Here is a 25196-nt window from a genome sequence, read left to right as displayed (position 1 = left end):
CCGGAGGGCGTGCGAGCGGGTATGGGGGGCGGGAGTTCCACCGGCGTCAGCACCACCCTCAATGACAGTGCGAATGCGCAAACTCCGCGACCTTCAGCCACCCGAGGCTTCGAGCGACACCCGGACGGGCTACGTCCGCGTCCGCGGCGCCCGGGAGCACAACCTCAAGAACGTGGATGTCGAAATCCCCCGAGACGCCCTGGTCGTCTTCACCGGCGTGTCCGGCTCGGGCAAGTCGTCGCTGGCCTTCGGGACGCTCTACGCGGAGGCGCAGCGCCGGTACTTCGAGTCCGTGGCCCCCTATGCCCGGCGGCTCATCGACCAGGCGGGCGTGCCGGAGGTCGACTCCATCGACGGCCTGCCTCCCGCGGTGGCCCTCCAGCAGCACCGGGGCTCTCCCACGTCCCGCTCGTCGGTGGGCAGCGTCACCACCATCGCCAACTCGCTGCGCCTCCTGTACTCGCGCGCCGGGACGTATCCGCCCCATCAGCCGCACCTCGACTCGGACGCGTTCTCGCCCAACACGCCGGCGGGGGCGTGTCCCAACTGCCACGGGCTGGGCCGCGTCTACGAGGTGACCGAGCAGTCCATGGTGCCGGATGACTCGCTGACCCTCCGCGAGCGCGCCGTCGCCGCGTGGCCGCCCGCGTGGCACGGCCAGAACCTGCGCGACATCCTGGTGACGCTTGGCTACGACGTGGACCGCCCCTGGCGCGAGCTGCCGAAGAAGGACCGGGAGTGGATCCTCTTCACGGACGAGCAGCCCACCGTCCCCGTCTACGCGGGCTTCACCCCGGAGGAGACGCGTCGCGCCCTCAAGCGCAAGGAACCGCCCAGCTACATGGGGACCTTCACGGGCGCCCGGAAGTACGTGCTGCAGACCTTCGCCACCACGCAGAGCGCGCTGATGAAGAAGCGCGTGTCGCGGTACATGGTGAGCGGGGCGTGCCGCGTCTGCGAGGGCAAGCGGCTGCGCCGCGAGTCGCTGTCCGTCACCTTCGCGGGCCTCGACATCGGCGAGCTGTCCCAGCTGCCGCTGAAGCGCGTCGCGGAGATTCTCCGGCCCGCGGCGGACGGCACGGCGCCCGGGGCCGCGAAGCTGGCCCGGGAACACCCGGAGAAGGCGCTGGTCGCCGCGCGCATCGCCAAGGACCTGCTGGCGCGCATCAGCGTGCTGACGGAGCTGGGCCTGGGCTACCTGTCGCTGGAGCGCAGCACGCCGACGCTCTCGCCCGGGGAGCTGCAGCGCCTGCGGCTCGCCACCCAGGTGCGCTCCAACCTGTTCGGCGTGGTGTACGTGCTGGACGAGCCCTCCGCGGGCCTCCATCCCGCGGACACCGAGTCGCTGCTGAAGGCGCTGGACCAGCTGAAGGGCTCGGGCAACTCGCTGTTCGTGGTGGAGCACGAGGTGGATGTCATCCGGAACGCCGACTGGATTGTCGACGTCGGACCGGCCGCGGGCGAGAAGGGCGGGCGCATCCTTTATAGTGGTCCACTCGAAGGGCTCGCGGCCGTGGAGGCGTCCCAGACGCGGCGCTACCTCTTCGGCGCCGGGACGCGGCTGCGTCGCACCCCGCGCGAGCCCCGGGGCTGGCTCCGCCTGGAAGGCGTCACCCGCAACAACCTGCACGGCCTGGACGTGGAGTTCCCGCTGGGCGTCTTCACCACGGTGACGGGCGTCTCCGGCTCGGGGAAGTCGAGCCTCGTCAGCCAGGTGCTGGTGGAGCTGGTCGCCGAGCAGCTCGGCCATGAAGTTCCGCTGGACGAGGAGGAGGGCGAGGAGCTGGAGCGCTCCGTCGTGCTCACCACGGGCGGCCGCATCGCTAAGGGGATGGAGGGCCTCAAGCGACTGGTGCGCGTCGACCAGAAGCCGATTGGACGCACGCCGCGCTCCAACCTCGCGACGTACACGGGGCTCTTCGACAGCGTGCGCAAGCTCTTCGCGGCGACTCCGGCGGCGCGGGCGCGGCGCTACGACGTCGGGCGCTTCTCCTTCAACGTGGCCAAGGGCCGCTGTGAGACGTGTGAGGGCGAGGGCTTCGTGAGCGTCGAGCTGCTCTTCCTGCCCAGCGTCTATGCGCCATGCCCCGCGTGTCACGGCGCCCGCTACAACGCGAAGACGCTGGAGATTCAGTACCGGGGCAAGAACATCGCCGAGGTGCTGGGGATGACGGTCGACGCGGCCCACACGTTCTTCGCGGACGAGCCGCAGGTGCTGCGCTCGCTCGGCGTGCTGCGCGAGGTGGGCCTGGGCTACCTGCGCCTGGGCCAGCCCGCCACCGAGCTGTCCGGCGGCGAGGCCCAGCGCATCAAGCTCGCCACCGAGCTGCAGCGGGTTCAGCGCGGCAACACGCTCTACATCCTGGACGAGCCCACCACGGGGCTGCATCCCGCCGACGTGGACAAGCTGATGACGCAGCTGGATGGGCTGGTCGAGGCGGGCAACACCGTCATCCTCGTCGAGCACGACATGCGCGTGGTGGCCGCGAGCGACTGGGTCATCGACATGGGCCCGGGCGCGGGTGACGAGGGTGGCCGGGTGGTGGTGTCCGGCACGCCCGCCCAGGTCGCCAGGGCGTCCGCGAGCCGCACGGCGCCGTTCCTGGCGAGCGTCGTGGGCTGAGGCCCCGTCCAGAGCAGGCCCGCCGGCACTCTCGCGCTTCAAGATTTCGAGGAGTGGCGCGGGGGGCGTGGTGGCCGCTGGTGTGAGGAAGGGGCTTCCACTAGAAGACGGCGCCCCCCTCGTCTGGAGCCCCCTTGAGCGAGCACACCATCGAGCTGACGGCCGAGAACTTCGAGCAGACCACAGGCAAGCCAGGCCTGGTCCTGGTGGACTTCTGGGCCGCGTGGTGCGGTCCCTGCCGGGCCTTCGCTCCCACCTACGAGGCCGTCGCGTCCGCCCACCCGGAGGCCGTCTTCGGCAAGGTGGACACCGAGGCGCACCCGGACCTGGGCGGCAAGTTCGACGTCCAGTCGATTCCCACCCTCATCGCCTTCAAGGACGGCCTCGTCGTGCACCGCTCGAGCGGCGCGCTGCCCAAGGCGCGGCTGGAGGCGCTGGTCCGGTCGCTGAGCGCGCTCGACTCCGCCATGGTGAGCAGGGCCGAGGAGAACAAGAAGCTGACGGAGCAGGGCATCCCCCCGCCGGGTGTCCCCCCCGAGGCCGAGTGGGACGAGAACGACCAGGAGTGGGCCCACGGCGGCCATGACGAGGACGGCGAGAAGCACGGCCCCTGGAAGTACTGGCGCGCGGACGGCACGCTCTGCAACGCGTCGAACATGGAGCACGGCAAGCCGCATGGCCCGTTCCAGCGCTTCCACGAGGGCGGCGCTGTTTCCCAGGACGGCCAGTTCGTGGAGGGAGACCTCCACGGGCCGCGCACCTGGTACGCCACCGACGGCTTCACCACCGAGCGGATGCACGAGAACGGCGTCTCGGAACAGGTGCGGAAGACCATCATGGTCTACGACCATGGCCGGGTGGTGGGCGTGACGCACTTCGACGGCCAGGGCCGCCGCGTGGTGCCGACCACGGGCGAGCCGTACCCCGACCGGCCCCAGGGGCTCCCTCCGGAGGCCGAGTTCCGCGAGGACCAGGGCCAGTGGGCCCACGTCCAGCTGGACAAGGACGGGGAGCGGCACGGGCTGTGCCGGTTCTGGACGCCAGAGGGGGAGCTCGTCTGGGAGGTCGAGTACGTCCACGGCACGCGCACCGGCCGCTACCGCTCACGCGCGGAAGGCGAGTATCTGGACCCGCGAGTGGCTTTCGATCAGGGCCAGTGCGAAGACAACCAGGCGTGTGGTGTCTGGTTGCTGCTCGATGCGGCCGGCCAGGTGGTGACGACGCGGGACCTGGGCCTCGCGCAGGGCGAGGAGGAGCTGAAGGAGTCGCCCGTCTTCTCCAACCTGCCCAGGACGGCGAGCGCGTGGCGCGAGCACGCCGACACGTGCCTCGCGGCGAAGCGATACCGTGAAGCGGTGCTGGCGACGGCTCGCGCGGCGGCCTGTGAGCAGCGGGTGGAGGAGTTGTCGGAGCTGCTGGCCCGGCTGACGTTGCCGTGCGCCCCGGAGAACGCGGAGGCCATCGCGGGGCAGACCCTGGAGAACGCCGCGGACAGCTGGGCGCCCATGGCCGACACCCTCATGCGCGGTGGCGATGCGGGCATGCTGCTTCGCGGGTACGCGGTGCTGCTCGACCAGTCCGACCGCCCCCGCGCGGCGCTCGACTTCATCAACGCGGCGCTGCTGCTCCAGCCGGAGCGCAAGGCCTGGCTGTTCACCCGGGCCCTCGTCCTGCTGAACATGGGGCTCGACCAGCACGCCCTGCTGGATGCCCAGGGGCTGGCGACGGTGGAGCCCGCCACCGCGACGTTTGTCGGGACGTACGCGCGGAGTCTCTACCGCCGAAGCGGGTTCTGGCCGGCGGAGGAGAAGCCTCACTCGACGTATGACGGCCTCCCCGAGGCGCCCGCGCAGGAGCTGACGGACATCCACCGCATCGTCCAGAAGTACGCAACTCGGTTGCAGCAGCTGCGCGCGGCGATGCTGAAGCACTTCAAGCCCGGGGCGATCCTCCCGTGGATGCCGCCAGACCTGTCCGCCCTGCTGCCTGGCGGGCCGGTGGAGCTGGCCGTGGATGAGTTCGAGAACGAGGAGGAGGAGACGGTCTCCATCGATGAGACGCTCTCCCTGGCTCAGATGGGGCTCCCGGACCTTGCCCGGGGGGCTCGCGCCGACTGGAACGCGCTCACGTGGTTGCTGTGGGCGTGTGGAGAGCGCGACGTCGTCATGCCGAAGGCGGTGGCGCCTCCGAAAGACTTCGGTCATGCCGCCGGCATGGCCAGCCAGCGACTGTGGCGCTGCAGGGATCGCCGGGTGATGGGCGGGAGGGGCGCGCAGATGTCGGGCGCGGCGGGCTTCGAGTTCGAGGGGGTGGACATCGATGCGCTCCACCCGAATCTGGTGGGCATCGCCGAGCAGCAGTATGCCGAGATGCAGGCGATGTTCATGTGGTTGATCAACGCGTCCAATGTTTCGCCCTGGCAGGACAACCTGAGGGGGAGCTGAGCCATGAACCGCACTTCCCGTTTGGTCGCTGTCGCGGACCCGCTCTGGACCGCACTGGAGACGATGAGCCGAGAGATGGGCGTGGACCGCGACGTCCTGCTCAATCAGGCCATCTTCTCGCTGGCGCGCCAGTTTGGCTTCATCACGCCCACCCAGGTCAGCCTCCTGGATGCGTCCACTGGTGCGCCCCAGGCGTCGGTGGGCACCGCGACGCCGCAGGCCTCGTTGCCCGCCGCTTCGCTCCAGGCTGCAGTGAGCGCTGCTTCGCCCCAGGCCTTGGCGTCCGCCGCTTCGTCCCAGGCGGCAGTGAGCGCTGCGTCGCCGCAGGCCTCGACGTCCGCCGCTTCGCCCCAGGCGTCGGCGCCGGGCGGGACACAGCCGGCACGAGCGCTGGCCGCTTCGCCCCAGGCGTCGGCGACCGCCGCCATCGCCGCGCCTGTCGCTGCAACGGAGCCGGTCTCCGCAACCGCGCCCGGGGTCAAGCCCTCCGAGGAGGATACTCCTGCGCCTCGCGAGCAAGACGCGCGGCCCGTGGAGAAGGCACCGTCCGACGTGGCGGGCGCGCGGCTGGAGGTGGCGGCTCGCGTCCGCGACATCCTCCAGGACGTCGATCGTCTGGTGGCGCCGTTGGACGAGCGTCTTCGCGAAGAGGCGGACGAGGACGAGGAGGAGGACAACGCTGAGGAGCTGGATGACGAGGAGCGCTCCGACGAGGACGCTGGCTCGGACGACGAGGAAGACTCGGACGACGCCGACGACTCGGACGAGGAAGACTCGGACGACGCGGAGGGCTCCGCCGCCGAGGAGGACTCGGCCGAGGAAGACGCTTCGGACGACGAGGAAGACTCGGACGACGAGGAGTCGTCGGACGATGAGGCGGACGAAGGCGACGAGGCTCCCGACGGCGATGAGTCCCTGGCCGCCAAGGCGCCCACCCCGTCGGCTGCTCAGGGCTCCCGTGAGGGCACTCCGCGGCCGAAGCCCGCGGCTCCCGTGGAGACCACCATCATCGTCCAGACGGTGTCGGGGCTGCCGCTGCACATCCAGCTCGACAAGGGGGAGCCGGTGCGAATCGCGCGGGATCGCTTCATCATCGGCCGCGGAGCACACTGCGACCTGATGGTGAAGTCCGCGCGAGTCTCACGCGAGCACGCCGTCGTGGTGCGGGAAGGCGCCGAGTTCTTCATCGAGGACCTCGAATCCTCGAACGGCACCTGGTTCGACCACACCCGCATCACCCGCCGGCTCATCTCCGACGGGGAGGAGTACCTGCTCGGCGGTATCCGGGTGACCTTCACCCTGCGTTGACACCGGCGCGAGGCACCCTCCCACGAGGAGGGTGCCCGAAGGTGAGGCTCAGCGCGCCTGGGCGGTGGGAGCGACCGTCCCGTTGTTGGCCCCGAGCGTCTGGTCGGCCATGAGCGACATGCTCTCCGCCAGCAGCTGGACGGAGCGGGTGGCCTCCTGCGTCTCCTGGACGGTCTTCAGCGTGCGCTGCATCTGACCGGACAGCTCCTGGATGGCCTGCGCCATCTGGTGCGTGCCGGCATCCTGGGCGCTGACCGCCGCGGAGATCTGCCGAACGCTCGAGCCGGTGTCCGCGATGATGACCGCCAGCTCCTGGAACTGGGCGCTGGAGGTGCGCACGGCGTCCAGGCTCAGCCGGACGCGCTCGTCGCCCTTCTCGCTGAACCGGGCGGCCTCGCGCATGCTGGTGCTCACGCCGTCGAGCACCTCGCGGATGCGGTGCGTGGCGCGGATGGACTGGTCCGCGAGGCCGCGCATCTCCCGCGCCACCACGCCGAAGCCCTTGCCGCTCTCGCCGCTGCGCGCGGCTTCGATGGCGGCGTTGATGGCCAGCATGTTGGACTGGTCCGCGAGGTCCTTCACCGAGTCCACGATGCCGGAGACCTCCCGCGTCTGGTCATCGAGCGCGAGGATGCGCCGGGCCATCTCGGACACCTCGGAGCGGATGGCCGCGAGGTCCGACAGCGTCTTCTCCAGGGCCGCCATGCCCTCACGGCCCACCTGCTCGGCGCCCTCGGCCGAGGCCGCGAGCGTGGAGGCCTTCTCGGCCGTCATCTGCGAGCTGCGGCGGATCTCCCGCACCGTCTGCTCCGCCTCCTGGAGCGCCGCGGCCTGCCGGCTGACGCCCTCGGTCTGCTCGTCGCTCGACGAGCGCAGCTGCTGCACCACGGTAGCCAGCTCGCCGGCGCCGGTGTTCATGCGCTCCGCCAGGCTGCGAACTTCCTTCTGACGTGCCTCGAGCTGGCGGGTGTGCGTCTCCAGCGCGGTGACCACCTGGATGGCCCGGCGGGCGACCACCGCCAGCAGCGACAGGGTGAGCGCGACGTAGCCCCAGTGAGTGACGTTGCCGACCGACGTGTCCACCACGCCAAGGACGGGCAGCACGGTGATGGCGATGGAGATGACGAGGCCCGCCTGCCCCAGGACGAAGAAGCGGGCGTCGGGGTTGCCCTGCCACGCCTCGGCCAACGCGACGCCCAGGCCGACCAGCAGCATGAGGAGCGCGAGGGGCAGGGCGACCACCTGCACGACCTGGGCGGTGCCGTGGTCCACCACGGCAATCAAGGCGAAGACGAGGGAAAGGGCGGAGTACCAGACCGAGCCCCGCTGGAACCAGTTCCTCCGGTTCTCGAGGATGGCATCCGAGACGAACGCCATGAGGCCCGGCACGAGCAGGACGATGCCCAGCGTCGTCCCCCGGGCCGAGAGGGCAGGCGCATCCCAGACGGCCGCGGGCAGGCCGCTCAGGCCGATCAGGATGAGGCCTCCGCTGAAGGAGAAGACGGCCAGTCCCGCGAGCATGCGCCGCCGCCAGTGCAGGGCGAAGGCTCCGCCGGCCCCAAGGGACACGGCGATCAGGAGGATGCCCATGGCGAAGGGCGCCTGGTTGTCACGGGTGAGGGCGGCGAGCAGCTCGTGCCGCGCTCCCACTCGGGCGCCCTGGCCCACGCCGATGGTGGGCTTGGTGGACTGGATGCGCAGCAGCACCCGCTTGCCGAGCGCCTCGTGCGGCAGGGGCACCAGGTGCCACGTCAGGTTCTCACGGACCTCGTTGCCGGACGGCTTCAGCTGCCCGCTCACGAAGACGCGCTGGCCGTTCACATACACCTCGAACGCCGAGGCGACTTCACCCAGGTAGAGGGCAGGCTCGGTCCAGCCGCCATCGGTAACGGGGATGCTGAGCCACAGGAAGGCGTTGTCGCCACGGTCCGGAGGCAGCTTGGCCGCCGGCGTCGGGCGCCAACCCTGCAGGTCGCCGGACTCCTTGGCCCAGACGGGAACGCCATCCGCTCCCACGGGCGAGTCACCCCAGCGGTAATGCCAGCCGTCGAGCAGGGCGACAGGACGCCCCGCGTCGGCTGCTTGGGCCACGGGAGTCAGGACGAAGTGCAGCAAGAGCGCGCAGCCCAGGGTGGCAAGGCGCAGGAGCCGGCGAAGGAGGTGGTGCGAATCCATGGAGGTGTATGCTCGACCCCCGGGGGTGTGTCTGTAAATGGGTCTTACCGGCCTCCCTAGAAATCGGGCGAGGATTTGCCTACATCCGCGCGGGACTCCTCACGCCGTGACGCCTGGCTGCCTGGGGGGCCACCCCTCGCCTACGAGCTGCAGGAGAGGGCCGAGCACCCCGGCTTCGAGCGGGCCCAGTCCGGGCGCTTCGCCGCGTACTCCTCGTGTCCGGGCTGGTCGTCGAAGGGCCTACGCATCACGTCCAGGAGGGCGTGTACCTTGGCGTCATCGCCCGCATGGGCCGCGTCGATGGCCTCCTGCGCCAGCCAGTTGCGCAGGACGTACTTTGGATTCACTGCGTCCAGTCGCCTCGCCAGCTCCGCGGGGGGCGCGTCTTCACTGCGGGTGCGGTTCCACCAGGCCGCGAGCCACTCGACGCCCTTCGCCACGTGGGCCTCGGGGACCTCTCCATAGAAGGTCTCCCGCACCACCGGGGGCAGGGAGGTAGGCGCCGCCGCCTGGGTTACGACCCTGGAAAGCCCGCGAAAGAAGCGAGTCATGTCTGTCTCCTCCGCCGCGAGCCAGGCAAAGCAGCCGTTCACCAGCGCGACGTCGGCCTCGTCACGTAGCGATGACAGCCCGAGCTTCGCCGCGAAACGCCTGCCGGCCTCCACCTCGAAGGTGCGCTGGTACTCCAGCAGTCCCGCCTCGACGAGGGACTCGTCCTCCTCGAAGAGGGGCATCAGCGCCGCGCCCAGCCGCTCGACGTTCCACAGGCCAATCGCGGGCTGGTTGCCGAAGCGGTAGCGCCGCTGCTCGGCGTCGGTGGTGTTGGGAGTCCAGCCGGGGTTGAAGTCGTCGACCCAGCCGTAGGGGCCGTAGTCGATGGTGAGGCCGAGAATCGACATGTTGTCGGTGTTCATCACGCCATGGACGAACCCGACGGCCTGCCAGTGGGCGATGAGCTTCGCCGTGCGTCGCGCGACCTCGCGGTAGAAGGCCGCGTACGTCTCCTTCGACGGCGCGCCGAGCTCCGCGAAGAAGTGCTTGAGCGTGTAGTCCGCCAGCTGCTTCAGCAGCGCCACGTCTCCGCGGCTCGCGCAGAGCTCGAAGTTGCCGAAGCGGAGGAAGGACGGAGCGACGCGGCAGACGATGGCGCCGGGCTCGGCCTCGGGGTTGCCGTCGTAGAACATGTCCCGGATGACCGGCTCGCCCGTCGCCACCAGCGACAGCGCGCGGGTGGTGGGCACGCCCAGGTGGTGCATCGCCTCGCTGCACAGGAACTCACGGATGGACGAGCGCAGCACCGCGCGGCCATCGGCACGGCGGGAGTAGGGCGTGGGCCCCGCGCCCTTGAGCTGCAATTCCTGGCGCGTGCCGTCGGGCGTCAGCAGCTCGCCGAGGACGATGGCGCGGCCATCCCCGAGCTGCCCGGCCCACCGGCCGAACTGATGCCCGCCGTAGTTGGCGGAGTACGGCTCCATTCCCGGCCAGAGCGCGTTGCCTGCCAGCACCTGCACTGCCTCGGGGGAGCGCAGCGTGGCCTCGTCCAGTCCCAGCAGCCGGGCCACTTCGGGCGACCAGGCCACCAGCCGGGGGGCGGGCACGGGCGTCGGCTGGACCTTGGACCAGAGCGCCCCCTGCACCTGACGCGGGCGGCGGTCGCTGAGCGGGTCTCCGGGGGTGGATTCGACGAAGCGGGAGTGGAAGTGCGGCATGGAAGCTCTGATGCCCGAGCGGCCCGGGAGATGCGGGGGAAGGGCCGCTGTATCACCTCCACTCCACCGCCCGCACGCTCGGGGTGTGTGCGGTGGAGGAAACGCTCGCTCAGGGGGCGCGTGCCGGGCCGAGTGCCCGCCCCACGAGCGTGCTTGGATCCACCGCGAGCTGCTCCATTCGGAACTCCGGCAGCGCGCGGAACAGCAGCCACTCCCCGCTCAGGAGGGGCCCCTTCACCAGGTGCCCGGTGTCGGCGAGCTGCCGGCCCAGGGGGCCCGCGGTGTCGCCGAGCACGTGCTCGAAGCGGAGCTGCTCCAGCCGCCCATCGTCCAGCTTCACCTCACCCTCTATCTGGACCCGGTCCCCGGCGAGGAAGACGCGCGAGGCGCCCTCCACCCGGCCATAGGAGTTGTCCGCGAGGAGCAGCTCGAAGCCGTCGTCAATCAGCAGGGAGGGACAGTCGCCGCTGGGGGTGTGGCCCACCACCACCCGGTGGATGCCCGAGCGCGCGAGCGTCTCGATGAGGCCCGGCGAGGGCAGGGTGGGGTGGTTGCGCTCGTTGGCCATGCGCCCGTACACGACGCTGCCGGTGTTGATGCGCTGGCCCGGAGTGGGCGCCTGATAGGCGATGACGGCCTCCCAGGCGGGCCGGCCATCCGCCTCGAAGCGCTCCTCGGAGAAGGCCGCGAGTTGGTCGCGGTACCACTGGTTGAGGGCCTCGCTCCAGGCGTCCACGCCCTCCACGCGCTCCCGGGAGGGCACCGCGCCGAGGCTGTCCTCGTGCAGTCCTCCGTGGAGGAACAGCGTCGGGCCCACGCGGAAGGTGAGCTGGCACGCGGAGAGGTAGTCACGTAGCGCGCCCCCGGGACCAAGGTCCTCGAGGTAGCTGTCCACCACGTCCTCGTCGCTCACGGGCGCGCCGGAGCGGGCCAGCTCGGCCTTGCGGAAGTCGAAGGCTCCGCGCGCGCCCATGGTGTTCTCGAAAATCCACCGCAGCAGCACGGGCCGGGGCGCGCTGCGCATCTCCGGAGGCGTGCGGGCCAGCGGGTGGCCCCGCAGCTCGCGCACCAGCCGCAGCTTGTTGATGTCGCGGTTGCCCGCCAGCAGCACCACCTGCGAGGGCTGCCGGCGCCGGGCCTCCAGGAGCGTGCGCACCACGCGCCGCCCGTCGGGGCCCCGGTCGATGGCGTCTCCCCCGAAGACGAAGGTCGCGCCCGGCTTCACCACCAGGCGCTCTCCGTCCTCAAGGGACACGAGCGGATTGTCCTCACAGAAGCGGGTCAGCTTCTTCCAGAGGCCCTCCACGTCGGTGAGGTAGGCGACGGAAGGCACGAGCGTCGACATGGGCTGCTTCTACCATGCGGCGGCGGGACGTCATGGATCCCGTTGCACCACCCCCGCGCCGTGGCGTCTGTTCGCACTCCGGGGATGAGGCGCATCCCGCGACGCTGGCGTTACGATGCCGTCCCTTGCGAAGTCCTGGAGCGACCGCGTTGACCGAGCCCATGCCCGAAGCCCGCTGCCCCCGGGACCCTGAGAACGTCGCGGATGCAGTCTGCCCACGCTGCGGCACGTTCATGTGCCCGGCCTGCGCAGTCCTCCGTGAGAACGAGCGCCAATGCCCCGACTGCGCGCGCCGGACGTCTGCCTTTACCGGCTCGTGGCTGGCGGTCATCGCGGGCATCCTGGGCTTCGTCTCCCTCGCATGCGCGCCCCTGGGGCTGGTGGCCATCCTGCTCGCGGGCATCGACCTGGTCTCGATGGCGACCAACGACAAGCGCGGCCGGCAGGGCTTGAAGCTGGACCTGATCGCGATTGGTCTCTCGGTAGTCGGGCTCGTGCTGGGCGTACTCTTCGTGATGAATGCCGCGAGCAGCCCCGAAGTGACGCCGTAGTCACTCAGGCGGGAATATGGCTCGCCTCGTTCGTTCGTTCGTTCCTGAGTTGCACCACCGAGGAGGGAACATTTGCATCCGCCCGAGCGACTTCGGCGCCGAATACGACCGCGTGGTCAAGCCCTGAGCCGGTCAGAGGGCCGGGGTGACGGAGACAGGCGCTTCCGGGAGCGCCTTGACGATGGTGTACGCCACGTAGGCACCCAGGCACGCGAAGGCGATGGCCACCAGGTAGCCGCCCATGCCCAGGCCCATGACTTCGCCGATGACGAAGCCGACGATTTCTCCCAGGAACCAGAAGAGGGCTCCCAGGGCCGCCCACGCCTTGGTGCGGCCCTTCTCCTTGGCGATGGCCGCCAGTTTTTGACACAGCGAAATGAGGGCGAAGATTTCGAGCATGCGCGGACTCCACCACTTCGACCCCATGCAAGGGAAGCCACCCCTCCTCGAAAGACAAGACAGACTCATGGAAAGAGGAGAAGGACCTGGAATCGCTGCTGGGTCGCCCTCGACTTCGCAGGGGGCTCCGTACACCCTGCGGCCATCGTGGCCGCCAACGTCAGCAGGTCCTGGATGAGTCCACGGGATTGCCTGTCGAGTCGACGTGCGCACAGCGCAGCGCGGGGACCGTCACGGACCTGCCACCGATGCGGTACGAGCGTGGTGCCGACGTAGGGTTGTAGACGAGCAGCGAGCCGTCTGCCATTGGCATGTAGAAGGGGTTCGAGTCCAGGCTCGCCAGCGGCTCGGCCTTCGCCGCGCCCAGCCGCCCCAGGCTCAGGATGAAGGCGTAGGTCGTCGCATAGGAGTGGTCTTCGGGCTGCTTCAACCCCTGGGTGCTGGGGAGGTAGTTGTACCAGGCTGTGAACGGCTGGTCCGGACTCGCCCTCGCGAGGAAGGACGCCTTCGCGGAGTCGGCGTCGAACAGGGCCTGGAAGGAGAGCAACGTCGAGAGATAGCACTTGGCCGAAGCGCCGCAGTAGGGGCCGCCGGCGTTCTCCACCGTCTGCCAGGCCACCTTCAGCTGGGGAGTAAACAGGCTCAGTCGGAGCGTGCCCGCGGTGACGGGCAGGGTCTCGATGGCGACCACGTCGCTGTTGCGCGAAGGGCACCCCGCGTCGCTGTCGCCGCCGGAGAAGTAGGTGTCATGGCGATTGCCGGCGCCAGTGATCTGCCCGGCAATCGGGAACGGCTCCTTCGCCGTTGTGGACGGCAGCACGTCCCCATCGACGTTGAACCAGTACATCGGCACGGCCTGGGCGTACATGGAGCGCAGCAGGATGCCCACGTCTCGGATGTCGTTCTGCCCGGTAGCCGCGCCCCACTCGATGCAGGCGTCCGCGAAGTTGACCGCCTCGGACGATGACTCCTCGTCGTTTCCATCGCCGCTGTTGCCGTGCCCGTTGGCGTACATGTGCCCTTCGACAGGGTTCAGGTACTTGCAGCGCGCGAACGACAGGCCGGCGGGAGCTGGCTCACCGGGCTTGCGCCAGTCCATCACGTCCCGGACCATCAGGTTGACGATTCCGCCCCAGCCCTGCTCGACGTCCCACCAGGGCTTCTTCGTGTCCGGGTCGAGGCGGGTGTCGAACTGGGCGACCAGCGCCGCCGCCTTGATCAGGTAGCCCCAGCCGAAGTGGTGGTCGGCGAGATTTTCGATCGACCCGTACCACGAGGTGTTGCCCAGCAAGGAGTTCCACTCTCGGTTGTAGGCGATGAACTTGTAGGGCTTGCCCTGGAGGTGGACGGGGCCCACCGTCAGCTCCCAGTCACCCCAGGCTTCGATGTTGGGCTTCACCGGAGGGTTGCCGGCGCCGCACATGCTGGGGAAGGCGCCACAATCGGCCCCACAGTCGAACACCAGCATGAGGTCGTACTTGCCGGCGGGAATCTGGTGAGGGGCGCAAGTCGACGTCCCGTTGTAGGGGAGCTGGCCCAGCCGCCACGGTGTCTCGGCCTTGGGGATGTCCATGAAGGCGCCAATCCCCTGGTTGTTGAGCACCCAGGACTGGTCCGCCCAGATGCATTGGGTCCACTCTCGCGGATTGTCGGGCGACGCCTTGTTCCCGGACGGCGCGTAGAACACATACATGTTGACGTTCTGCGCCTGCTTCGTGCTCCCTGCCTTCCAGGCGTAGTGAAGCAGCATGTCCTTGGCTGGGCCCGTCGCGGCGAACGCGTTGACGGTGAAGTCGAGATTCCGCAGCACGAGGTAGGGGTTCTTCCCTGCGCGCTGAGCTTCAACCAGCGCCTGCTTCGTCAGCTTCCAGGAGGGGCCCGTCTCGAGCAGTGGATCGCCATCGGGGTTGCAGTGCGCGCCGGGCCAGCAAGGAAAGCGCTGGGGCAGCGGGGTGGCGTCGGCGCTCTTCTCGAAGCCGCGGGAGTCGCCCGGGTCCGGATTGAAGAAGTGCCACTGGTAGGCAAGCTCCCTGGGCCGGGTCGCGGAGAAGAAGTTCTCCAGCTCCGCCTTGAGGAAGTCCACGAGCAGGGCAATGGCCTGCTCCTTGCCCACGGTCTGCCCCAGGACGCGAAAGTCCGGGATGCTGTCGACCTGCTGCAGTTGCTGCAGCCAGAGGACCGTCTGCATCACCTTGTAATAGAGCTTGGTCCCCGTCGAGTACGCATCCGGCTGCTCGTCGGAGAGGAAGTCAGCAGTGCCGGAGGGAGTCTGCCGGGAATCGGCTGACAGGTAGGTCTTCAGCGCGGACAGCTCGTCGCAGCTCAACGACAGGTCGGGAAGGGCCGGCACATAGCCGTAGTACGGATAGGTGACGGAGTAGCGAGCGGTGCTGGAGGCGGCGTCCACGGGCAGGCGCACGAGCTTGAGCGGCCCCCGAGGAGAGTTGTAGCTGTACGGCTTGCCATCCTCGTCCAGCACGTAGGCGACCGGGCCGCCCGCCCCCTCCAGCAGCGCCTGGTGTGGCTTGAACAGGGTGGTGAGGATGGAGGGGTTCGGGGTGGGCAGCGCGCTCGTGTGTGCCTGCACGTCGAACGTGTAGTGGGTGGTGATGGTCCCTTGGGTCGTGTCCCACGAATCCCAGGTGAAGACAGTCCTGGAGATGTGGCAGCCGGCGGCGTCGGCGAAGGCCTTGAGCGCGTTGAGGGAGATGCCGTCCTTCGCGGGCGGCGGCAGCACCGCGACCGAGAAGTGGATGGGCTGGTGGCCCGCCGCGAGGTTGGTGGACCTCAGCATGGACAGATAGCCGCCACGCTCGGGCGCCTTGCTGTGGTCCGTGGTGCCCTGGGTGAAGTTCCAGGTGGTCCCCCGGGGAGCGAAGATCGCATAGGACACGACATCGCCCTCGAGCGTCTTGAACGTCATGCCGAGGATGCCGTCTGTCGAGGCCGTCAGCTTGGGGCCGGTCGCGCCCATGTAGGCCTGGCCCAGGCTGTTTCCGTGTCCGTCGTAGAAGGTGATCGGGTGTTGGTTGTCGGCGGCGGGCAGCTGGAACTCCAGCTCCCCTCCGGAGGCGGTGCCGTAGAGCATGGGGCCGCCGGCCAACCCGGTGAGCTGGAGTCGGCGTTCGCCGTCATTCCACTCCAGGGTGGCATCCCAGTCTCCGAAGTCCGAGGCCTTGACGAAGTAGGGGGTCTTCTCCCGGTCCACCATGAGCTTCTCGACGGAGATCACCATCGAGGCAAAAATGGCGTTGGGGTCGCGATCAAACCGCCAGTTCGTCCAGTTGCTGCACGCCATCTTCGAGGCGCTGCCGGGCCAACCACAGGGAGAGGCATCGCCCGCCCCACCGCACTTGCTCTCGGGGGTGTGCCGGTAGGTGAGCATGAGCCCCCAGGGAGACACCTGGAGCATGGCCGGCATGGGGCGGAGTGCGATCGCCGACCCGTTGTCACCGTACGGGTCGTAGTCCAGGTTGTTCGTCCACCAGAACAGCGGCGAGAACCACTTGTTCGTCGGTACGGGGCGTCCCGCGATCGGGTTCGCGGGCCCCTGTGTGCCGTCGAAGTTCGGCATCACCTTGACGGGCAGCCAGCTGGGGTAGGAGCTGAAGATGCTGGCTTTGCCGACGCGCAGGGGCGCATCCGAGCTCATGGTCTCTCCTGGGAAGGTCAACGTTCATGGAACGCTGTCCTGGTGGAGACGCTCGCCGCGCCCAGGTGTGAATTCCCGCGCGCCAGAAGCGTCCCGCGCCCCAGCCCACACCCGACCCCGCCCCTCAACTCGCGCGGAGGAGCTGACCCAGCTTCTTGATGACGGTGTCCAACACGTCCTCTGAATCAGCGAGGAACAACTGCGCTTCTTCCGGGTCCTCGGGTTCAAACCGGAACCTGCAGCCCTCGATCGCCGGCATTCCTATCCGCTTGTAGAGCCGCATCACCGACTGCGCGCTGGGGATTGTAAAAATGAACAAGTGGTTGCGCCTGCAGAACTCAAAGACATGCAGCACCAGCAACATGAAGACGCCGGTGCCTCTGAATCCGGGATGCAGGACGGCTCTGCTCCCCTCGACCAGGTTGGGGAGGTCGAGGAAGGCCAGGTCCCGCTCGGGTTGATAGCCATGAATCTCGAATCGATCCTGATATCTCCCGCAGAGCCTGGCGCCACCGACCAATCTACCCTGGCTGAAGACACCGAAGCAGGTGGCGATGTCATCCCGGTCATCAAGCAGTTGATGGCCAGAGACCCGGATTCCAGAAGGATTCGTTGGATTGAACTTCCAGCCGGCCTCGTTGATATACACGTCGAAAAGCAGCCTTCGGTAGCTGTTGAGATCCTCCTGACTCGTGAGGACTCTTACCTCAATGGCGTGAGTCATGGCGTCCGGTTGCGTCCGGATGGGTGCAATTGCTTGCGATTGATGGCCTGAGGAAAAGGTCGTCAGGGCTTGCTCCGGGGAGATGATGGAAGGCAGCAGCGCCGCCTCCATGGAGCGAGAGCCTGCGAAGCAACGATTGATGCAAAATTCTCTGAAAATGGGGCGCAGTGTCCGGCGTTGCCCCCGCATCCGTCGGCGCCTAGTCTCCCCGCAGTCCTTGTCTACCTGGAGAAACCCGTGAAACGTCTCTCCGCTGTGCTTGCCGTCGCGGGCCTCGCGCTCTGCGCGGTGCCCCCTGCCTTCGCCGCCGAGCCGCCCCCCGAGTTCGGCACCGATTGGGACGACCCGCGCACCGCCGCGCCCCCGGTGGAGCGGCCCGCGACGCCTTCGTGCACCGTCCAGATCGTCAACGAGCAGTTCGATGACTTCACGCCCTACACCGGCACCTTCACCCCGCCCGCGGACTGCCCCGGTCCCTGGCATCAGGTGGTGCTGCGCCTGGAAGGCAAGGTGCAGGGCGTGCAGTACGACCGGCTCGGGCACCTGGAGGTGGGTGGCGTCACCCTCTTCAAGACGTCCACGCCCGAGCCTTCCCGTGAGGGCATTGCCTGGTCCGTGGAGAAGGACGTCACCGCCTACGCGCCCCTGCTGGCCCGGCCCCAGCCCGTCTGGATGCTGATTGGCAACGTGGTCAACGACACGTACACCGGCGTGCTGGACGTGCAGGTCTACCTGACCTTCTACCCGGCGAAGGGCCGCTACAAGCCCGCCGACACGGCGAGCGACGTGCTCCCGCTGACCAACCCGCGCCGCGAGGGCAGCGCACAGCTTGGCGAAGTGACGGTGCCCCGGAACACCGAGCGGCTCGTCGCCGAGGTGTACGCGACGGGCTCGGGCGGAGGCTGCGAGGAGTTCTGGTACATCACCGCGCCCACCGTGGTGCCGTACTCGTGCCCCGCCGACGCGGGCCCGTACCGCGAGGTCCAGATTGAAGTGGACGGCAGGGTGGCTGGTATCGCCATGCCCTTCCCGCACGTCTACACGGGCGGCTGGTCCAACCCGTTCCTCTGGTACGTGCTGCCGGCGCCGCGCGCCTTCGACATCCGCCCCATCCGCTATGACCTCACGCCGTTCGTCGGCCTGCTGACCGACGGCCAGCCGCACCAGCTCACGGTGCGGGTGCTCGGTGTCCCGGAGGGACGCCCTGGCTGGGACCTGCCCACCAACGTGCTTGTCTGGCGGGACGCGCGCGCCTCGCAAGTCACGGGCGGCCTGCTCGTGCACCAGGTGGGGCCGGTGGCCAATGTGTCGACGCACACGCTGGTGGACGGCTGGCACCAGGTGGACACGCAGGGCAGCCATCACCTGCGCGTCTCCGGCTACCTGCGGACCTCGCACGGGAGGGTGGTGACCACCGTGGAGCAGTCCGTGTCCAACTCGAGCATGCACCGCTGGCTGGGCGACGCGGAGAACCCGGATGGGCTCACCGCCACCTGGAATGACACCAGCACCGTCACGGTCCACGGCCGGGGGCTCTTCCCGACGGTGGACCGGTCCGAGAAGCGCTTCGTGCTCGACGGGCTCATCAGCCTGACGCCGGAGAACCGGCTCACCACGACCATCACCGTCAACGACGCGGAGGACACGCGCACGAAGTGGGGACCGTTCACCCTGGCGCATCGGAAATTCAGCGATGTCTACACCGGCGAGGCCGCCTACAACCTGGGCGTGCCACGCCCGCAGCGGAACGCGGTGGGGACCTCCACCCATCGCTACACGCTGACCGGGGACCACGGCGCCTGCTACGACCGGAGCATCTCCACCCGGAACGGCTTCGTCACCGCGGACGTCCAGCGCTGCGACTGAGCCAGCCCCTCCCGTGGAGGGCCGCGAGCGTGGTGCCGGGCAGCGAGTGCTGACCTCCGGTGCGTGAAGGGCCTGGCGTCTCGAGGTGCGCGCCTCGAGACGTCAGGACCGCTCCCGGTGTCACCTCCGCGGACACCGGGTGACAACAACGTTGACGGGCCGCCCTGGCTTGCATGGAGATTCAAGGACTTACAAACCGGTACGGAGCTTGCTCATGGCCGGTGACATGACAGAGACCCAGACGCCAGGCCCGGTCGCGTGGCCGTATAGCGCCATCATCAGCTTCGTCCTCGGGGTGCTGGCCTTCATGCTGGGGGCTCCTGCCGTCCTCTTCTTGTTGGGTGGATACGGCTTCACCGTTGGGATTGTTCTGGAGTTCCTTGCGCTTCCATTCCTGCTGGGAGCGTTCATCTTCGGAGTCAATGGGCTTCGGTCAGGTCAAAGGGGATTTGCGATCGCCGGGCTGGTGCTGACGGCCTCGGTGGTCGTTACGCCGTGCCTGATGTGCATCTACCGGCCCTTTGCGCACTGGCTCAGGGCCATCCTCATGTAGCGTCCCTTCCCAGCCACGACAGCCCGCCCTCGGTTCCGAAGAGGGTGGAGTCACCTTCCACGAGGATGGCATAGACGCGCGGATCCGCGAGCCGGGGAAGTGGCCGCACGGTGCCGCTCGCGGCGTCGTAGTGCGCGGCGCCGAGCAGCGTGCCGATGAGCGCGCCCCCGGGCACGAGCGCCGTGGCGACGATGGCGCGAGAGGGCAGTCCTTGCGCCGCGCCCACCCGCGTCCACTTCGAGCCATCGAAGTAGTTGAACCCGTCCTGGCAGGTGCCGGCGACGGCGCGGCCCTCGGCGTCGGTGGAGAGCGCCGTCACCCAGTTGTCCGTGAGGTCGCGCCCGTCATGGAAGCGCTGCCACCGCGCGCCGTCCCAGCGCAGCAGGCCCCGGTCCTCGCTGGCCACCCACAGGAAGCGGCCGGCGCCATCCGCCACGGAGGGGTGCTCGCTCCAGCCCTCCGGCAGCGGCAGTCGCTCCACCAGTGAGAGCGTCTGTCCACCCTCCGCGACGACGGAGGCACCACGCCCGTCCACGAGCGCCACGCCCGTGTCGAGCCGGGCCGCCGCGAGCACCGAGAGCTTGCCCAGCCCCACCGGGTTCCGGCCGCCGAACGCCAGCTGCGTCCACACCTTCCCGTCGTACAGGCCCAGCCCGTAGGTGGTGGCCACGTAGAGTCGCGCTCCGTCACTGCTGATGCCGAGCACCTGGTTGCTGGGGAGCGCGGGCGTGCGGAAGGACTGCCAGCGGCCGTCATCGCGCTGCCAGCACACGCCCCGGTCGAAGGTCCCCACGACGAGCCGCCCCTTGTGGCGGGTGAGCGCGGTGACATGGTTGCCGCAGAGCTGGCCCGTCGGTGTCACCCGGCGCCAGCCCGCCTTCGAGCGCAGGTGCACTCCCGAGTCGCGGGTCCCCACCCAGGTGGAGCCGTCCGGAGAGACGCTCATCGACGTGGCACCCACGGGCAGCCCGGCGGTCCGCGTGGAAGCGCCCACGCGAAGCTCCCCGTCCCACGCGCTCACATCTCCCTGTGAGCCCAGGATGAACAGTCCGTCGGTGCGCGCATAGGCCAGTGGCCCCACGGGCACGTCGCCCGCGGAGGCCAGCTTCCCACCGGCGTCGATGAAGAACGCGCCCTCGCTGGTCCCCACCTTCAGGCCCCGGTGCTCCTCGGCGAGCATCCGCACGGGCCCGGGGACCGGCCACATCCGCGCCGTGCCCAGCTCCCGCACGTACCCATCCGCCGTGCCCGCGAAGCGCGGGGACAGCGCGGTGTACGTGGAGCCTTGGGGGAGCGCCGCCGCAAGCTGGCCGAGCCGGGCCACGTACGCGTCAGCGCTCGCGCCGTCCGCGGCAGGCAGCGTGTGCCACCGCGCGTCGAGCACGGGCCGCACCTGGAAGCGGAAATCGAGCGAGACAACCCCTTCGTCCGTGGCGACGAAGAGCTGGTCTCCGGCGGGCTCCAGCGCGCGGCAGAAGTGGCTGGGCAGCCCGTCCTCGACGGTGAGCACATGGACGGGCATGCCCGAGGGGGTGAACAGCTCCAGGCCCCCCTCGGTGCAGGCGATGACGTGGCCGGAGAAGGACTCCAGGTCATGCACCGTCTCGGTGTTGGTGACGGTGGTGGCCAGGGACGCGGCGGTGACGACAGCGAGGGCAATGGACATGGCGACGCCTCCGATTGCGAACTCCGGGCCACGCCCGCGCCCCTGTGAGGCCGAAGGCAGGTGTGTCCTCCCCCGGCCACAGGTGCGGCCGGGGGCCAGCACGTCACGGGCCCCTGGAAGGAGGCCCGGACGGGTAGGGGCCTACTCCACCGCGGCGTGGACCCGCACCTTCTCGCGGCGCTCGAAGCGGTTGCCCGCGTTGTCCCGGGCGACGAAGACCAGCTCGTACTCGCCCGGCGCGGCCTCCGCCGGCACCGTCAGCTCGCGGGAGAAGCGCAGGCCGTCCTTCGTCTCCAGCAGGTGCTGCTCCTCGCCGAACAGCTCGCCGTACACGCTGACCTCCTTGGTGGTCTCCACCGCGTCCACGTCCAGCTTCAGGGGGCCACCTGGGACAAGCTCCGCCGAGGACAGCGTCACGTCGAAGTCATTGCCCTTCGAGTCCAGCCGGTAGCGCACCTCGCGGCGGACCACGCGGCCGTCCGCAAGCTCCGCGGCGATGATGACCTCGTAGTACCCGTCCTTCACCGCCAGCGGCACCAGGAAGCGGCCCCGCCAGGCGCCGGACACCGTGTCGAAGGTGAGCGGCTTCACCAGGCCGAAGGGGAAGTACGCCGTCACCCGGCGAGCGTCGCGCGGGGCGCGCACGCTGATGATGGGGTCGCCCGGCGGAATCTCCTCGCGGCTCAGCTCACCGAAGACGCCCGCGTAGGACACGCCCTCGGGCAGGTGCACCGGCACCACTTCCTTCACCGAGTCGGTGCCCGGCTCCACGCGCGCCACCTGCTCCACCGCCACGAAGGAGGTGTACTTGCTCATCAGCCCGTACTGGAGCGCGGTGGCGGTGATGCCCTGCACCACCTCGGGCGTCTCCTGCCGGTAGCCCTGGACCGTCAGCTCTTCAATCCGCTGGCGGGCCCACAGGCTCCGCAGGGCGCCGTTCTCCGGGGCGGCCTCGGGGAAGCGCACCGGCACCTCGAAGCGACGCTCCACGCCACGCACGCGGCCGGTAATCCGCAGCACGCCTCCGCCCGTTCCCTGGAACTTCCCCACCAGGAACAGCGGCTGGCCGCTGAACAGGTCGGGCAGCGCCTTGGGGTACACGTCCGCCACCGGCAGTCCATCCAGGTCCGCGCGCAGCGAGGTGAGCACCGGGCCGCGGATGCGCTCCTCGAACTCGCGGGCCACCTCCGCCTCGGGGCGCCGGAGGTTGACGAAGGTGGAGCTGCCACGGCCCAGCTCGGCCATCTTCGCGACGAGGTAGCGGTTGACGCTGCTGCCCACGCCCGCCGTGAAGATGCGTGTCTCCTCGCCCAGGTGCTCCTGGAGGGAGGCGAGCACGGCATCGTCCCCACCGACGTAGCCGTCCGTCATGAAGAACACCATGCGCAGCCGGGCCGGGTCGTTGGCCGGAACCATGGCCTCCTGCGCGGCGATGCGCACGTCCGTGCCGCCGCCGCCCCAGAAGTTGGCGACGTAGGGGAGGGCGCGCGCCACATTCTCGCGGGTGGCGGGCACCGCGGCGGGCGCGAACTTCGTCACCTCCGTGTGGAAGTTGAGCACCTGGAAGGTGTCCTCGGGGTGGAGGTTGCGGAGCACCTCGGCGGTGATGGCCTTGGACTTCTCGATGGGCAGGCCCATCTGCGAGCCCGAGGTGTCGAGCACGAAGTACAGCTCGCGCGGCACCACCTCCTTGTCGGAGGGGCTCAGCTGCGGGTTGAGCATGACCAGGAAGTAGCCGTGGTCGGCGCCCGGCTCCCGGTGCACGAGGACGGCGGGGCGGATGAGCGCGTCGGCGACGGTGTACTCCAGCGTGAAGTCCTTGTTGGGGATGCGCTCGTCGCGGCCCAATTGGACGCTGGCGCGGCTGCGGCCCTCGCGCGCCACCTCCACCCGGTGCGACGTGGAGCGCAGCGCCTGGACGGGCAGCCCGGCGTCGAGCCGCACGGTGAGCTGGATGTCATGGCCGGCGCGCAGCTCGGGCGGGAGGACGGGCGGGGAGATGCGGCTGGCGTCGGGGACGGTGGTGGTGTCCGGAGACGTGCCCTCGCCCTGGCGGAAGGGCAGCGCCTCGCCGCCCATGTAGCGGGGGCCCACCACCATGGGGAAGGTGAAGCGGTAGGTGCCCGACTCGTACGGCAGCCGCTCCACGTAGTGGATGCGCACGCGGATGCGCTCGCCCGGGAGGATGTTGGCGACGGACTGGGTGAAGACGTTGGGGCGCTCCTGGTCCAACAGCGCCGCCGTCTTCCCCTGTGCCTTCGCCTGCTCATAGGTGGCGCGGGCCTGCTCACGCGTCTGGATGACGCCCCGGATGACGCGCTCGCCGATGACGAGCTCCATGCCATCCACCGCCGCCTGCTCCGGCAGGGGGAAGACGTAGAGGGCCTCCAGCGGCTCGGTATAGGGGTTCTCGAAGACCTGGGTGACGGTGACCGAGGCGAGGAAGCCGCTCACCTCCGCGTCCACCTCCGTGTGCTGGAGGCTGAAGGTGCGCGGCGCGGAGTCGGGGCAGCCGGTCCGTTGCGTGTTCTGGCGCAGCCGCGCCACCAGCGTGCCCTGGGAGATGGCGCCCGTGCTGAGCGGAGCGGCGGGAGCGGGGCAGGGCGGCTGCTGGGCAGCAGCCGTCAGGGACAGCAGACAGACGGAGAGCGTGGCGAGAAGGACTCGCATGTGGGGAAGGCCTCGGCTTTCGGGGTGCGTCCGAGGCAATTGCAGGCGCCGGGCCAGCGGGGAATGTGGCGAGGCACCCACGCTCGCGAGGCTTTCTCCGGCGCGAAGCAGGGGCTCCGTGGTCCGCGGGGGACACGCGTCCGTGGCCGGCGGGCCACACGGCGGGTGCTCAGCCCATCAGCCCTTCGGGCGCGTGTTGAGCACCGGCTCGCGCGTCTCCGCGAGTCGCTCCAGGAGCATGGCGGCCTCGGTGGGCGCATCGTGCGTGGCAATCTCCGCCTGGAGCCGCCAGGCACTCCGCCGGAAGGCCGGCGTGTCGAGCATGGTCCGCACCGCCTGCCGCACCTGCTCGGGCGTGGGCGTCTTCGTCTTGAGGTTCAAACCGACACCCGACCAGGCGATGCGGTTGGCGATCTCCGGCTTCTCCTCGGAGGTGCCCGCGCACACCAGGGGGACGCCCTGGGCCAGGGCGCACTGGACTCCGCCATAGCCGCCGTTGGTCACCATCACCGAGACGCGCGGCATCAGGTGGGCGTAGGGGATGAAGCGCTCGACGCGCGCATTGTCGGGGAAGGGGCCGGCGCCGAGCCACTCCAGCGGCTGGCCTCCGGTCGCCGCCACCACCCACACGTCCTCGTCCGCCAGCGCCCGGAGCGTGGCCTGGATGAGGTGGGGCTCCTCCGTCGCCAGCGTCCCCTGGGTGACGTGGACGACGGGGCGCGGAGACTCCCGCAGCGAGTCCCACCACGCGGGTGGCGTCCAGTCGGCCGGGGCCTCCGGGAGGAACGGGCCGATGAAGTGGACCTGCGGGGGGAGGTCGCTGCGCGGGTACTCGAAGGACGGCACCGAGCCCTGGAGGTAGAGGTAGGGCGACACGGGGACGTCGAAGATGGGCTTGCGCGAGGCGGGCAGGCCCAGCCCGCTTCGCATGCGATTCAGGTGCGCGTTGACGTCCCGGAACACGATGTTGTTCACGGCCCAGGCGAGCGCGCGGTTGCGCAGCCGGCGCAGCGGGGAAGTTCCGGGCAGCAGACCCAGCCCGAAGGGCGCCGTGTCGGCGCTGGCAACAGTCATGGCGGTGATGCCGAAGGCGGCCCAAGGCAGCCCATGGCGCTCATGGAGGAGGGAGGCGCCGAGGAAGCCTGTGTCGCAGACCACGACGTCCGCGGGGAAGTCGCGCAGCTCGGCCTCCAGGTCCGCCAGCTGCCCGGGCGCGGAGTCGACGAAGAAGCGCGTGAGGTCGAACTTGAGCTTCGCGAAGTCGCTCAGCGCCGCGCGCTCGGGGAACGCGTCGCCGATGGTGGTGTCGTGGACGTCCCTCGCGGCCCGCATGGGCACGTACCGCGCGCCGGTGGCCTCGACCTTGGAGCGGAAGTGACTGCCCGTGTGCCAGCGCACCTCATGCCCGCGCTCGACGAGCCGGCGGGCGATGGGCGCCCCGGGGTTGAAGTGACCAGTGAGGGGAATGGTGGCGAGGAGGAAGCGGGCCATGGCGCGACCGTACTCCCGGC

General features: G+C 69.5%; 16 protein-coding genes. 6 read left to right on the top strand and 10 right to left on the bottom strand.

Annotated elements, in window-relative coordinates:
• The first annotated feature begins 73 nt into the window (after positions 1–73).
• Together uvrA and G4D85_RS40325 are read left to right on the top strand one after the other, a co-directional pair.
• Entirely contained in the window at positions 74–2623 is a 2550-nt protein-coding gene (gene uvrA, locus G4D85_RS40330; RefSeq protein ID WP_164019579.1) for an excinuclease ABC subunit UvrA, read from the top strand.
• Positions 2624–2757: 134 nt separating this feature from the next.
• Positions 2758–5067 carry a thioredoxin domain-containing protein gene (locus G4D85_RS40325; RefSeq protein WP_164019578.1) on the top strand — a complete coding sequence of 770 codons (2310 nt, stop codon included), beginning with the start codon at positions 2758–2760 and terminating at the stop codon, positions 5065–5067.
• A 104-nt stretch (positions 5068–5171) separates the two neighbouring features.
• Here the strand turns inward: G4D85_RS40325 and G4D85_RS49985 are convergent, their stop codons facing one another.
• Positions 5172–5495 carry a hypothetical protein gene (locus tag G4D85_RS49985; protein WP_240359786.1) on the bottom strand — a complete coding sequence of 108 codons (324 nt, stop codon included), beginning with the start codon at positions 5493–5495 and terminating at the stop codon, positions 5172–5174.
• A 103-nt stretch (positions 5496–5598) separates the two neighbouring features.
• Between G4D85_RS49985 and G4D85_RS49980 the strand changes: the two genes are divergently transcribed.
• The gene (locus G4D85_RS49980) at positions 5599–6375 is read left to right on the top strand and encodes an FHA domain-containing protein (RefSeq protein WP_240359785.1); all 777 of its coding nucleotides are present in this window, start codon (positions 5599–5601) and stop codon (positions 6373–6375) included.
• A 48-nt stretch (positions 6376–6423) separates the two neighbouring features.
• Here the strand turns inward: G4D85_RS49980 and G4D85_RS40310 are convergent, their stop codons facing one another.
• The 3 genes from G4D85_RS40310 to G4D85_RS40300 all read right to left on the bottom strand — a co-directional run bounded on the left by G4D85_RS40310 (position 6424) and on the right by G4D85_RS40300 (position 11604).
• Positions 6424–8550 (bottom strand): methyl-accepting chemotaxis protein, encoded by a 2127-nt coding sequence (locus tag G4D85_RS40310; protein ID WP_164019576.1) that lies wholly within the window; start codon positions 8548–8550, stop codon positions 6424–6426.
• Positions 8551–8690: 140 nt separating this feature from the next.
• The gene (locus G4D85_RS40305) at positions 8691–10259 is read right to left on the bottom strand and encodes a protein adenylyltransferase SelO (protein ID WP_164019575.1); all 1569 of its coding nucleotides are present in this window, start codon (positions 10257–10259) and stop codon (positions 8691–8693) included.
• 109 nt (positions 10260–10368) lie between these two features.
• Complete coding sequence (locus G4D85_RS40300; protein WP_164019574.1) at positions 10369–11604, bottom strand: metallophosphoesterase; 1236 nt, start codon at positions 11602–11604, stop codon at positions 10369–10371.
• Positions 11605–11753: 149 nt separating this feature from the next.
• On the opposite strand from G4D85_RS40300, the gene G4D85_RS40295 reads away from it, so the two are divergent.
• Positions 11754–12155 carry a hypothetical protein gene (locus G4D85_RS40295; protein ID WP_205525914.1) on the top strand — a complete coding sequence of 134 codons (402 nt, stop codon included), beginning with the start codon at positions 11754–11756 and terminating at the stop codon, positions 12153–12155.
• 132 nt (positions 12156–12287) lie between these two features.
• Here G4D85_RS40295 and G4D85_RS40290 read toward each other — a convergent pair whose 3' ends face one another.
• From G4D85_RS40290 to G4D85_RS40280, 3 genes are all read right to left on the bottom strand, one after another.
• Positions 12288–12554, bottom strand: coding sequence for a hypothetical protein (locus G4D85_RS40290; protein ID WP_164019572.1), 267 nt, complete (start codon positions 12552–12554; stop codon positions 12288–12290).
• A gap of 160 nt (positions 12555–12714) precedes the next feature.
• On the bottom strand, positions 12715–16206 hold the full coding sequence (locus G4D85_RS40285) for a glycosyl hydrolase (RefSeq protein WP_164019571.1): 3492 nt from the start codon (positions 16204–16206) through the stop codon (positions 12715–12717).
• A gap of 124 nt (positions 16207–16330) precedes the next feature.
• Entirely contained in the window at positions 16331–17041 is a 711-nt protein-coding gene (locus tag G4D85_RS40280) for a GNAT family N-acetyltransferase (RefSeq protein ID WP_164019570.1), read from the bottom strand.
• A 126-nt stretch (positions 17042–17167) separates the two neighbouring features.
• Here G4D85_RS40280 and G4D85_RS40275 point away from each other — a divergent pair, with 126 nt between their 5' ends.
• Both G4D85_RS40275 and G4D85_RS40270 read left to right on the top strand, forming a co-directional pair.
• On the top strand, positions 17168–18796 hold the full coding sequence (locus G4D85_RS40275; RefSeq protein WP_164019569.1) for a peptide-N4-asparagine amidase: 1629 nt from the start codon (positions 17168–17170) through the stop codon (positions 18794–18796).
• Between the two features lie 214 nt (positions 18797–19010).
• Positions 19011–19349 carry a hypothetical protein gene (locus tag G4D85_RS40270; RefSeq protein ID WP_164019568.1) on the top strand — a complete coding sequence of 113 codons (339 nt, stop codon included), beginning with the start codon at positions 19011–19013 and terminating at the stop codon, positions 19347–19349.
• Here G4D85_RS40270 and G4D85_RS40265 read toward each other — a convergent pair.
• The 3 genes from G4D85_RS40265 to G4D85_RS40255 all read right to left on the bottom strand — a co-directional run bounded on the left by G4D85_RS40265 (position 19342) and on the right by G4D85_RS40255 (position 25176).
• Complete coding sequence (locus G4D85_RS40265) at positions 19342–21015, bottom strand: ligand-binding sensor domain-containing protein (RefSeq protein ID WP_164019567.1); 1674 nt, start codon at positions 21013–21015, stop codon at positions 19342–19344. The genes G4D85_RS40270 and G4D85_RS40265 overlap by 8 nt on opposite strands.
• Positions 21016–21156: 141 nt before the next feature.
• Positions 21157–23685 (bottom strand): VIT domain-containing protein, encoded by a 2529-nt coding sequence (locus tag G4D85_RS40260; RefSeq protein ID WP_164019566.1) that lies wholly within the window; start codon positions 23683–23685, stop codon positions 21157–21159.
• A gap of 177 nt (positions 23686–23862) precedes the next feature.
• Positions 23863–25176: a glycosyltransferase gene (locus G4D85_RS40255; protein WP_164019565.1), complete on the bottom strand. Its 1314-nt coding sequence runs from the start codon at positions 25174–25176 to the stop codon at positions 23863–23865.
• Positions 25177–25196: the final 20 nt, after the last annotated feature.

The sequence above is a fragment of the Pyxidicoccus trucidator genome (assembly GCF_010894435.1).
Taxonomy (GTDB): Bacteria; Myxococcota; Myxococcia; order Myxococcales; family Myxococcaceae; genus Myxococcus; species Myxococcus trucidator.
Note: the sequence above shows the minus strand (reverse complement) of the source record. Positions and strands in the feature narration are given on the sequence as shown.

Coding starts and splice junctions, on each gene's coding strand:
- G4D85_RS40260 (WP_164019566.1), bottom strand. CDS start 23,685: ATGCGAGTCCTTCTCGCCACGCTCTCCGTCTGTCTGCTGTCCCTGACG.
- G4D85_RS40310 (WP_164019576.1), bottom strand. CDS start 8,550: ATGGATTCGCACCACCTCCTTCGCCGGCTCCTGCGCCTTGCCACCCTG.
- G4D85_RS40265 (WP_164019567.1), bottom strand. CDS start 21,015: ATGTCCATTGCCCTCGCTGTCGTCACCGCCGCGTCCCTGGCCACCACC.
- G4D85_RS40285 (WP_164019571.1), bottom strand. CDS start 16,206: ATGAGCTCGGATGCGCCCCTGCGCGTCGGCAAAGCCAGCATCTTCAGC.
- G4D85_RS40305 (WP_164019575.1), bottom strand. CDS start 10,259: ATGCCGCACTTCCACTCCCGCTTCGTCGAATCCACCCCCGGAGACCCG.
- G4D85_RS49985 (WP_240359786.1), bottom strand. CDS start 5,495: ATGGCGGCGGTCGCCGACGCCTGGGGCGAAGCGGCCAGCGCTCGTGCC.
- G4D85_RS40270 (WP_164019568.1), top strand. CDS start 19,011: ATGGCCGGTGACATGACAGAGACCCAGACGCCAGGCCCGGTCGCGTGG.
- G4D85_RS40290 (WP_164019572.1), bottom strand. CDS start 12,554: ATGCTCGAAATCTTCGCCCTCATTTCGCTGTGTCAAAAACTGGCGGCC.
- uvrA (WP_164019579.1), top strand. CDS start 74: ATGCGCAAACTCCGCGACCTTCAGCCACCCGAGGCTTCGAGCGACACC.
- G4D85_RS40280 (WP_164019570.1), bottom strand. CDS start 17,041: ATGGAGGCGGCGCTGCTGCCTTCCATCATCTCCCCGGAGCAAGCCCTG.
- G4D85_RS40255 (WP_164019565.1), bottom strand. CDS start 25,176: ATGGCCCGCTTCCTCCTCGCCACCATTCCCCTCACTGGTCACTTCAAC.
- G4D85_RS40300 (WP_164019574.1), bottom strand. CDS start 11,604: ATGTCGACGCTCGTGCCTTCCGTCGCCTACCTCACCGACGTGGAGGGC.